6 protein-coding genes are annotated in these 10,497 nt (G+C 68.1%); 2 read left to right on the forward strand and 4 right to left on the reverse strand.

Going from position 1 to position 10,497, the window contains the following annotated elements:
• Window positions 1-27 precede the first annotated feature (27 nt).
• The 4 genes from QK444_RS07700 to QK444_RS07715 form a co-directional block, all read right to left on the reverse strand.
• The gene (locus QK444_RS07700; RefSeq protein ID WP_282778470.1) at window positions 28-6,192 is read right to left on the reverse strand and encodes a putative T7SS-secreted protein; all 6,165 of its coding nucleotides are present in this window, start codon (window positions 6,190-6,192) and stop codon (window positions 28-30) included.
• Between the two features lie 7 nt (window positions 6,193-6,199).
• On the reverse strand, window positions 6,200-6,874 hold the full coding sequence (locus tag QK444_RS07705) for a hypothetical protein (RefSeq protein ID WP_039811755.1): 675 nt from the start codon (window positions 6,872-6,874) through the stop codon (window positions 6,200-6,202).
• A 21-nt stretch (window positions 6,875-6,895) separates the two neighbouring features.
• Window positions 6,896-7,234, reverse strand: a complete 339-nt coding sequence (locus tag QK444_RS07710; RefSeq protein ID WP_282778474.1) for a YbaB/EbfC family nucleoid-associated protein — start codon at window positions 7,232-7,234, stop codon at window positions 6,896-6,898.
• 95 nt (window positions 7,235-7,329) lie between these two features.
• Window positions 7,330-7,716: a subtilase-type protease inhibitor gene (locus QK444_RS07715; RefSeq protein ID WP_282778476.1), complete on the reverse strand. Its 387-nt coding sequence runs from the start codon at window positions 7,714-7,716 to the stop codon at window positions 7,330-7,332.
• An 81-nt stretch (window positions 7,717-7,797) separates the two neighbouring features.
• Between QK444_RS07715 and QK444_RS07720 the strand changes: the two genes are divergently transcribed.
• Window positions 7,798-8,889: a serine hydrolase domain-containing protein gene (locus tag QK444_RS07720; protein ID WP_282778478.1), complete on the forward strand. Its 1,092-nt coding sequence runs from the start codon at window positions 7,798-7,800 to the stop codon at window positions 8,887-8,889.
• 90 nt (window positions 8,890-8,979) lie between these two features.
• Window positions 8,980-10,455, forward strand: a complete 1,476-nt coding sequence (locus QK444_RS07725; RefSeq protein WP_282778480.1) for a glyceraldehyde-3-phosphate dehydrogenase — start codon at window positions 8,980-8,982, stop codon at window positions 10,453-10,455.
• Window positions 10,456-10,497: the final 42 nt, after the last annotated feature.

Here is a 10,497-nt window from a genome sequence, read left to right on the forward strand (position 1 = left end):
TTGGAGGTATCCGCATGATTCATTGATCTACTTGTAGAAGTAGTGATGATCTTCCATGTCAGGTCTGTTCATCTTGCCATACCGTTCCATGCTTTCCGAATAGCGATTGGGCGGCACTCCAGGTGAGTTATCCCATCCAAAGTTCACGAACTGTCTTGTGTCGTCTCCCTTGGGTTTGCCAGCGTGAAAGTGTGGTCCCGCAGGGTCATGTGTGTGTTCCACGACCACTCGGGAACCATTTGGTGTCTCGAATTGTCGGAAGTTGCCCAGATGTGTTGGATCATCTCCGTATACATATCCTGGCATATGAGCGTATCTCACGTCGTCGGTTACGACCCATTCTGCATCCGGCCTGGTTCCGTAGGGAACGCCAGCGAGTTCGAAGGCGGCACGCTCTGCCTGTTCTCTAGTTTCGAACGGGTTCGACTGAGTACCTTCTAGACAGGGCGTCAGTCCGAGCGGGTCAGACCAGGAAGTCGGATTGTGCGGATAGTTGCTCGGGTTCGGTGCAGGGAGAAGTCCTAGCGGGTCCAGAGTCAGATAGCGGCCGGTCGCGCTGTCGTAGATCCGGTGGAGATTGTAATGAAGATCCGTCTCGGAGTCATGGATCTGCCCTGGGTAGCGCAACGGCGTGTAAGCAGAGCCATTCCAGGTGGTGTTGCCCCAAAGCGTGGCTGCGGCAGTGCCGTGTGATTGAGCCGACGTAGGGCTGATGAGCTCGACCGGCGCGCCTACAGGGCTGCTGACGATGGCGTGGCGCTCATAGCTGGTTGTGGCCTGACCGGTGGTCTGAGTAAGCGGCGTGTACGTTCCAGGTAGATAGTGCCAGCGGGTTGGCACACCATCTGCGGTTTGTTCAGTGAGATGGGTTCCTTCCCACGTGAAATCAACGCGTTCGAGAACCGTGCCATCGGTCGCCAACCTTTGCTTTGAGCTCCGTCGCCCCAGTCCGTCGTATGTGTAATGCCACCACTGCTGCTCCGGGGTCCACACATCGGTCAGCTGATCGAAAGCGTCGTAACGGAAGTGCCAGACCGCTGGCTTTCGCGACAGTCGGGTGGTGGTTTTGCGGATCAGGCGGCCGGAAGCGTCGTAGTGGTAGCGGGTGCGGCCGTCGCGGATGAGGAGGTTGTTGTGGTATTCGCGGCGGGTGCTGCTGCTGGTTGGTTGGTCGGGGGTAGCACCCGGTGAGTCGGGCGTCGCAGAGGTTGGCTCGCTAGGTGTGTAGCTCTCGGTGATATTGCTCAGAGCGTCGTAGCTGTACTGCTCGGCCAGCGCGCCGTTGCGGGTGAGTGTGTGTACTCGGCCGATGGGGTCGAGGGTGTAGTCGACGCGGGTGGTTGCCCTGTCGGTGTGTGTGGTGTGGGTGGTGATGTATCCGTCCGGCCGCCAGGTGTATTCGTCGATGCGGAGCCGCCGGGGTTCGGGGCGGGGGTTGCTGTCCAGGCCGAGGGTGGACAGGCGGGTCGGAAAGCCGGTGACGGTTTGTTGCTGGAGGCGGCCGAGGGGGTCGTAGGCGTTGGTGATGGCGAGTTCGCCGATGGTCCATTCGGTGAGTTGGCCCGCGGGGTCGTGGGTGAAGCCGATGGTGTGGCCGTCGGTTTCGAGGGTGGTGGGGCGGCCGGACCAGTCCCAGCGCCAGCGGGTTTCGGAGCCGGTGGGGGTGATGCGGCGGGCGCGGCGGCCGAGGGGGTCGTATTCGAACCGCATGGGGGTGCCCGCGTCGAGGGTTTGGGTGGCGAGTTGGCCGTCGGGGGTGTGGGTGAAATCGAGGGTGTGGATGGGGGTTTCGGCTTCGCCGCTGGTGGCGGAGAGGAGGCGGCCGAGGGGGTCGTGGGTGTAGCGGCGCCAGTGGCCGGAGTCGGTGGTGATTTCGGTGAGGCGGCCGAGGATGTCGTAGCGGTGGTGGCGGGTGATGCCGGTGGCGGGGGTGACGGTGGCTACTCGGCCGGCCGGGTCGTGGGTGTAGGTGGTGGTCGCGCCGTTGTAGTCGGTTTCGGAGATCAGGCGGCCGGCGGTGTCGTAGCGGTAGTGCCAGGTGTGGCCTAGCGGGTTGGTGACCGTGGTGAGGCGGCGTTCGGTGTCGTAGGTGTAGCGGGTGGTGGCGCCGTCGGGGTCGGTGCGGGAGATGGGGAGATCCCAACTGGCGTAGGTGAATCGGGTGATGCCGCCGGCGCGGTTGGTGTGGGTGAGGAGGTTGCCTTCGCCGTCGTAGGTCCAGGACTCGTGGTGGCCGTCGGGGTCGAGGCGGCGCAGGAGCTTGCCGTCGGGGGACCAGTGGTAGCGGGTGGTGTGGCCGAGGGGGTCGGTGACGGCGGTGGGGCGGCCGAAGGCGTCGCGGGTGATGTGGGTGGTGGCTCCGAGGGGGTCGGTGACCGTGACGGGGAGGCCCGCGGCGTCGACGGTGACCGCGGTGCGGGCCGTGTTGGGTTCGGTGACGGTCGCTACCGCGCCGTTGGGGTGGTAGGTGTAGGTGGTGCGGATGCCGCCGGGAGTGGTTGTGGCGGTGAGGTTTCCGTGGGCATCCCAGTCGCGGCGGGCGGTGGTGCCGTCGGGGTGGGTGATGGTTTCGGGGCGGTTGCGCCAGGCGTAGGCGATATCGATGGAGCGGCCGTCGGGGCGGACGATGCGGGTGACGTCGCCGTCGGGGGAGTAGGTGTAGCGGGTGACCGCGTTGTCGGGGGCGGTGACCTGGAGGGGGCGGCGGTCGGCGTTGTAGTCGATGCGGGTGTGGCCGCCCGCCGGGTCCATGATGTCGCGGACGCGCAGGTCGTGGTCGAAACCCCGGGTGGTGACGGCACCCTGGGAGTTGATGTGGCGGGTGATGTGGCCGGTGCCGTCGGGGTAGTCGAGGTAGTCGAATCCGGCGTTGAGGACGCCGTCGGTGCCGTGCTGGAGGATGACGCGACCGGCGCTGTCGTAGGTGTTGACCATGGTGGTGCCGCGGGAGTCGGTCCACGACAGCATGCGGTCACGGTCGTCGTAGGTGTAGCGGGTGGTGGCGCCGGAACCATTGGTGACCGCTGCCAGATTGCCTGCGGCATAGTCGAATCGGCGGACGGCGGTCCTGGATTCGGGACCGTCCGGGCTGGTTGTGTCGACGACGGTCAAGCCGGTCACGCGTCCGAGGGCGGAATCGGTGGCGACCTCGATGTGGTAGCCGCCGGTGTGCGTGATGGCGGTCGGAGTGCCGTCGGGGGCGTAGTGGAAGCGAACACGGTTGTGGTGGCGGTCGGTGATCGCGGAGATCGGGTACACCCCGAATAGCCCGTCGAGTTCCGGATCCGGGCTGAAATGCCAGATGATTTCGCGCTCAGGATCGGAGACGCGGTAGGTGCCGGTATCGGTGCGGGCGCACGTGTACCGCGCGCCGCCGACCAGCGGCTCCACCGCGATGCCGGGATCGGCGTGCGGGTAGGCCAGCAGCAGGCCGTCCTCGCCGAGGAAGGTCACCTGGTGCTCGTCGACCACGACGCGCATATCCAAGGTCGACGACCAGGTGGGGCCGAACCAGCGGCCCCAGCGGTAGTTCGAGCGGTGCCGCCGGGTCAGGATCAGGGGGAGCACGCCGGGCAGCGTGAGATCGGTTTCGGGCAGCAGGAATTCGCCGGTCGCGGCATCGACGGGGTCGCCGCATTTGGCGACATCGGCGTCGGTCTGGGTATGCGCGGGGTCCTTCGCGGCGTCGGCCACATCGGGACCCGACTGGTGCGAATCCTCTTGTCCGTCTTGGTTGTCACGGTTGGGATCGGTATCGCGGTCGCCGGTGTCGTCGCGGCCGTCGTCGCTCTGGTCACGATGGTCGTCGGTGTCGCGGTCCCGGGCACCGTCGTCGTTTCGCGTGTCCGGTTCGCGGCCGTCGGCGGGGTGGCGGTCGGGTGCCGAACCCTGATCGGGTGCCTGTCGCGTATCGGGTGCGAGGTCGGCGCGCGGGGCATTCGGGCTGTCGGGGAGCGGGCGGGCGGAAGTCCCGGCGTCCAGGTTGGTTCGCGGATTCGTATCCCCGGGCTGGGCGCGTGGACCGGCCGGAGCGTCCGGAGTGGGACGCGGGGCGGGGCTGTGCGGAGTTGTCGCGGTGGGGGACACCGGCCCTCGGCTCGCCGGGGTGTCGGCGCGTGCGGGACCGGGCGCCGGATCAGCGCGCGGCGTGGGGGCGTCGCGGGGCGGGGCAGTGTGCGTGTTGGCGGGTGTCGAATGGGTGTGGGCGGGTGCGGTCGTGTCGGATGTGCGGGTGCCGGGTGTGTCGGCCGGGCTCATGCTGTCGGGACGGGTCGCCGCGTCTGCGGGTGTGCGTCCGCTGTTGTCGGCGTGCGGGTTGTCCGGAGTTGTCGATGCCGGGCTGAGAGTGGAGTCCGGCTGCCTGTCGCCCGCATCCACGTCGGTATCCGAATGCGGCTGCTGCTCCGGTCGATTCGCGGCCGGATCGGAATGTGGTTGGTTCTGCGGCGGGTTCGTACCGGCCGGGTCGTTGCCGCGCGGCCCGTCCGGGGCGGTATCGCGGGGTGTCGTGGCCGGATCGACGTCGGGTCGCGTCGCGCCCGGGGTATCGGAGATGTCCGGATGTGTGGGCGGCGTGTAGGTATCGCGCAGTGGCCCCGGCGGATCGGAGTCCGGGCGAGTGCCCGGCGTGCCGGGATCATCGACGCGGGCCGGTCCCGCCGAGGGAGTGTCCGGGCGCCGCGCCGGTGCCTCCGGTGTCGGATCGGGGCGCGTCGCGGGCGAATCCGGTTCACCCCGAGGCTGATCGGCGGACACCTCGACCTGCCCGTCGTCATCCGCGCGATCGGCGGGCTGTTCGCGCGCCGGGGCTGGCTGATCATGTTGGGCGGCCTGCACACTGGAGTCGGGGCGATCCGGTTCTGGAGCAGCGCCCGCGCCCCGGTCTTGCACCGGGGCGTCGGCGTCACGAGGCGGAGCGTCCGTGCCGGGCGTATCCCGTTGCGGCGCAGTAGTATCGATATCGGCACGCGGATTCGTGGCCGCCGGATCGGAGCGGGGACTGAACCCTTCCGGCGCGGCCCGATCGACGGGTGCGCGGGTCGGCACCTCGGGTCTCGGCCGGACCGACGGGGCCAGATTGTCGACCTTGTTCAGCAGCGACGGCGCTTTGGCGGCCAGTCCGGCACCGCCGGTCGGAACGGCGGTCGCGACATCGAAGGCCACGGTGCCGAGGGCTTCGAACGGATTGGCCCGCGCGTCGTCGATCAGCGCGTCCACCATCGGCCCCGGATCGGCCGCGGTGGTCACCAGGCCCCCGGCCAGATTCGACATGTTCTCCAGGTACTCACCCGGATGGGTCAGGTTGTAGGTGTCGGTGGGGTTGAGCTTGCGGACGAATTGCAGCAGCCCCGACGCCCCGCTGAGTACACCGTCGGTGAAGCTGAGATTCGCGTACTCGCCGATCTGCGCCGCGTCTTCGAGGTTGGCCGCCATGCGGGAGACGAACGGCGGCTCTTCCGGCGCCGCGGCTTTGGCCGCGGACAACGAGGCCACCGTTTGATCGGCCGCGGTGTCGCGATTGGTGCGTGCCCGGGACAGGATGTCGCGCGCGGCCTGGAAGCGCGGTGACCAGGTGTCGGTCACCGTCGCCCGGTCTTTCTGCTCGTCGGTGAGCGAGTTCCACCAGGCCAGCACCCGCCGCCGCTCCTGCACCGCTGCCTTCCATTCGGCGATGGCGTCGGCGGCCAGACCCTGGGCCGCCGATACCGCCGAAGCCCAGGCCTCGAGCGCGGTCTTGGCATCGGTGAAGGCATCGGCGGCCTCGGTCCATTTGCCGGGCTGCGGTGAGAATCCCACCCGGTACCCGTCCGCGCCCAAGCCGTGCCAGTCGCTGATGTTCCCGACCGCGCGCAACCCCTCACCGGTCTGATCGGCCGCCTGCGACAGCTTCCCCAGACTGTTTCCGGCCTCCGTGATCGCCGACGGTTCGCCGCGGATCAGCTCCTTGGGGTCCTCGGTCTCCCCGAGTTCCCGCTCCTCGACCGCCCCGCCCAGCGCCGAGGACACCTGGTCGCCGGCGTCGTCCAGCGCCTCGCCCACCCCGTCCCAGCCGACGGAGCGGGCGGCGTCCGCGCCGACGTCGAGTACGTCGTCGATTGCCTCGCCGACCGCCGCGGTGGCGGATTCGGCCGCGTTCTCGACGGCCTCCCCGATCTGATTGGCCTTGTCCTCCAGCCAGTCCCCGATACCCACGCCCGGACTACTCCCCCTGGCCGCCTTGTGGATTCAGCAGTGGCGCGTACTTCTGCTGAATCTGCTCGACCTGGGCGGCCGCGCCGGTATTCCAGCCCGGCGCGGGGAGTCCGTCCGGGGCACCGCCCGTGCCGATCGTGGCCGGATTGCTCAGCACGCCCAGGTTGGCGGCCGCCTGTGGGCCGACGGCCTGCACGATCTCCCAATTCATCTGCGCGGCAAGGGCCGCGCGGTCGAAGGATTCGCGGCTGTAGTCGGGATTGCGGATGTGGTTGAACGAGTTGTCGGCGAGTGTTTCGCCCCAGTCGCGGGCGGCGATCTGGTCCTTGGTCAGGTGCGGGTTGCCCGCCATGCTGGTCCACAGCACCTTGAACATGGTGGAGGCTTTGTCCTCCATGGCCTGGTAGCGGCCCGCGCTCAGGCCCAGCGCCTGCGCGATCTGATTGCCCGCCTGCACCAGCGCCCGCACGCCCCAGGACCACCGCTCGGTGTAGGACTCGAATTCGGACTGCACCGACTGCTTGCCCGCCTCCAGAGCGGACAGGGTGAGCAGCGCCAACCCGCGCCCGGACGACGCGGTCTCCTTGATCCCCACCTCCGCCAGTGCGTCGATCATGCCGTTGATGCCCTTGGCGGTCTGCTCCAACGCCGCCGGATCGACCTGCAACCCGTCAACCGACACTGTGGCCCTCCCTCGTCATTCCTACAGCCGGTACGTGATCCGGACCGGGGCAGCGTCTTCCCACTGCTCGGTCGCCGCGGCGGGCGGTGTTGGACGGCTGTCCCGGGCGAGTTGCCCGAGCATTTCGGCCGCGGCGGCTTCGGCTTCCTCCCTGGCGCGTTCATGACACCGGGTGATGGCCGCGGCGAGTCGGGCGGGTTCGACGGTCATCGCGGCGGGCGAGATCTGGAGGTCGGTGATCGTCCCGTACGCATCGGATTCGACGATCACCATGCCCCCGGACGCCTCGGCACGTCCGCGCACCGTCGACATGGCCCGGTCGATTCGCTGAGCGTGGGCACCCTGTTGTTCCGCGGCCACGCTCACCACCCCCTCTCGGCGTCGTGCCCGATGGTAATCCACGCCGGTGTCGATCAGGACCTTCCGGCGCTGTTCCGCGGATCACTCTCCCGAGCTCAGAAGTCGAATACGCTCCCGGTCGCGCCCTTGCCGTGGCAGTCGTTCGGGAAGGTCTTGGTGAAAGCGACCGCTCGGCCGCGCCAGGTGCCGCTGGCGGCGTAGACGACCGGGTCGTACTCCTGGGTGCAGATGGCCTGCCGGTTGACGTTCAGTGCGTCGAAGTCGCCGTCCACGGCGTCCAATTCGGCGCAGGCGCGGTCCGCGGCGGGGTGATCGCCGCCCACATCGGGTGAGCATCGCAGGGTCACCGTGCGCGCGGTGTCGCGGTTGTCCGGAGCGGCGACGGTCAATGTCAGTTCGGTGCGTTCCGGATCGGAGTCGGCGCAACCGCTGACCGCCACGACCGCGACGGCCAGCACGCATATCGGGAACAGGGCGCGCATGGGGGATGCTCCTTCGGTCGTTGGGGGTGTGTCGGGCGTGTTGACCGTACTCGATGCGGTCTGACTATTACTGTGCGCGAAATGCGTCGAGTTCTGCTCGTCTTCACCGCCGCTCTGCTGTGCGCGGGATCCGCGCACACGTCCGCCGTCGCCGAACCCGGCGGCTGGCAGCGGGCGCTGGAGGACATCGTCGCGCATGGGGCGGCGGGGGTGCAGGCGCAGGTGCGCACGCCCGCGGGAGTGTGGGACGGGTCCGCGGGGGTGGTGCGGTTGGGGCGGCCGGAACCGGTGCCGAGCGGCGGGCGGTTCCGCATCGGCAGTATCACCAAGACGTTCACCGCGACCGCGCTGTTGCAGCTCGTCGGCGAGGGCCGGATCGGGTTGGACGATCCCGTGAGCCGCTGGCTGCCCGAATTCGGGGTCGATCCCCGGATCACCGTGCGCATGGTCCTCGCGCAGACCAGCGGCCTGCTCGACTATCTCAACGGTGGCGGTGGCTACCCGCCGATGGTGGGTGACACGCTCGGCGATATCCGGCGCACCTGGCAGCCGCCCGATTTCGTGCGGTGGGCGACGGAGAAGCCGCTGCAATTCGAGCCGGGCAGCGGGTGGGCCTACTCGAACACCAACTACATCGTGGCGGGCCTGCTCATCGAGCGGGCGTCAGGGCTGCCGTACCACGTGAACATCTACACCCGGATCACGCTGCCGCTGCTCATGTTCGGCACCGGTGTACCGCAGACCTTCGATGGCATTCTCGGCCCGCACGCCCACGGCTACTACGACTACGGCGGCGGCCTGACCGACGTCACCGACCAGAACCCCTCGTACGTGTGGGCGGCCGGCGGCATCGTCTCCTCCACCCAAGACCTGCACACCTTCCTCACCGGCCTGCTGGACGGCCGCCTGCTGCCCCCGCATCTGCTGGCCGAGATGCGCGCCTTCCGGCACGTGAACGGTTCCTACGGCTACGGCCTGGGCCTCTACGAATTCCGCCTCGCCCCCGGCTGCCACGGCCACGGCCACAACGGCTACGTCAACGGCTTCGGCTCCCTCGCCCTGCGCAGCCCCGACGGCAGCCACAGCGTCGCACTCTCGATCACCGACACCACCGGCTACGGCTTCACCGCCGCCGTGGACCGGTTCGTCCGGTCCGCCATGTGCGTGGGCTGAACCTCACAAGGGGAAGGCGGGCCCGTGTGATACCGCGGGCCTGGCTAGAGTCGATTTTCGTACTGATCGAGGACACCCCTAGGACGTGTGTTGACTACCGAGCACCTTGACCGCTGGAACGCTCACGAGGCTTCCGCGGAGGCGATGATTCCGATTATCGGGAAGCTGTATCGGGAGAAGGGGGTGACCATTCTCCTGCACAGCCGATCGCTGGTGAACAAGTCGGTGATCAGCATTCTGCGGACGCATCGGTTCGCGCGGCAGATCGAGGGGGAGGAGCTGTCGATCGAGGAGACGCTGCCGTTCCTCGAGGTGCTCGCCGGGCTGGATCTGGGGCCGTGCAAGATCGACCTCGGGCGGCTGGTGACGGCCTATCGTGCCGAGGGCGGCGGGCGGTCGGTGGCCGAGTTCACGGCCGCCGTGCTGGCCGAGGTCACCGACGGCAACAAGGCCGAGCAGGGGCCGCGGGATGTGGTGCTGTACGGCTTCGGGCGGATCGGGCGGCTGGTGGCGCGACTGCTGATCGAGAAGACCGGCTCCGGCAACGGGCTGAATCTGCGGGCCGTGGTGGTGCGCAAGGGCGGCGAGGGTGATCTGGCCAAGCGCGCCTCGCTGCTGCGGCGGGATTCGGTGCACGGGCAGTTCAACGGGACGATCAAGGTCGACGCCGAGAACGATGCGATCATCGCCAACGGCAATGTGATCAGGTTCATCTACAGCGACGACCCGACCACCATCGACTACACCGCCTACGGCATCGACGAGGCGATCCTCATCGACAACACCGGCAAGTGGCGCGACCGGCAGGGCCTGGCCCAGCATCTGCGCCCCGGCATCGCCAAGGTGCTGCTCACCGCACCGGGCAAGGGCGATGTGCCGAATATCGTGCACGGGGTCAACCACCGCGGACTGGACCTGTCGGAGCGCGTCGTGTCCTGTGCCTCGTGCACGACCAATGCCATCGTCCCGCCGCTCAAGGCCATGGACGACGAATTCGGTATCGTCCGCGGCCACGTGGAGACCGTGCACTCGTTCACCAACGACCAGAACCTGCTGGACAACTTCCACAAGGCCGACCGCCGCGGTCGTTCCGCGCCGTTCAACCTGGTGCTCACCGAGACCGGTGCGGCGTCCGCGGTGGCCAAGGCGATGCCGGAGTTCAAGGCCAAGATCACCGGCAATTCCATCCGCGTGCCCACCCCGGACGTCTCGGTCGCGATCCTGAACCTGCAGCTCCAGCGCGAGACCACGCGCGAGGAGGTGCTGGAGTACCTGCGCCGGGTGTCGCTGTCGGGTCCGCTGAGCCGCAATCTGGACTACACCGCCGCCACCGATGTGGTCTCCAGCGATTTCATCGGTTCGCGCGCGGCCTCCATCGTGGACGCCAACGCCACCATCGTCGACGGCGACACCGCGATCCTGTACCTGTGGTACGACAACGAATTCGGTTACTCGTGCCAGGTGGTGCGCACGGTGCAGTACATCTCGGGCATCGAGTACCCGACCTACCCGCGCACGGGTGGTCACGACAGCGCCGCCGAGATTCCGGAACTGGTCGCCCAGTAGTCGGTGCGATCGCGGAAAACCCGGGTACCCCCCGGGGTTTGG

This window comes from Nocardia sp. CC201C (assembly GCF_030010695.1).
Lineage (GTDB): Bacteria > Actinomycetota > Actinomycetes > Mycobacteriales > Mycobacteriaceae > Nocardia > Nocardia otitidiscaviarum.

Excerpts from the sequence above, each read along its gene's own strand:
- QK444_RS07715 (WP_282778476.1), bottom strand. The coding sequence starts at position 7,716 with ATGCGCGCCCTGTTCCCGATATGCGTGCTGGCCGTCGCGGTCGTGGCG.
- QK444_RS07720 (WP_282778478.1), top strand. The coding sequence starts at position 7,798 with ATGCGTCGAGTTCTGCTCGTCTTCACCGCCGCTCTGCTGTGCGCGGGA.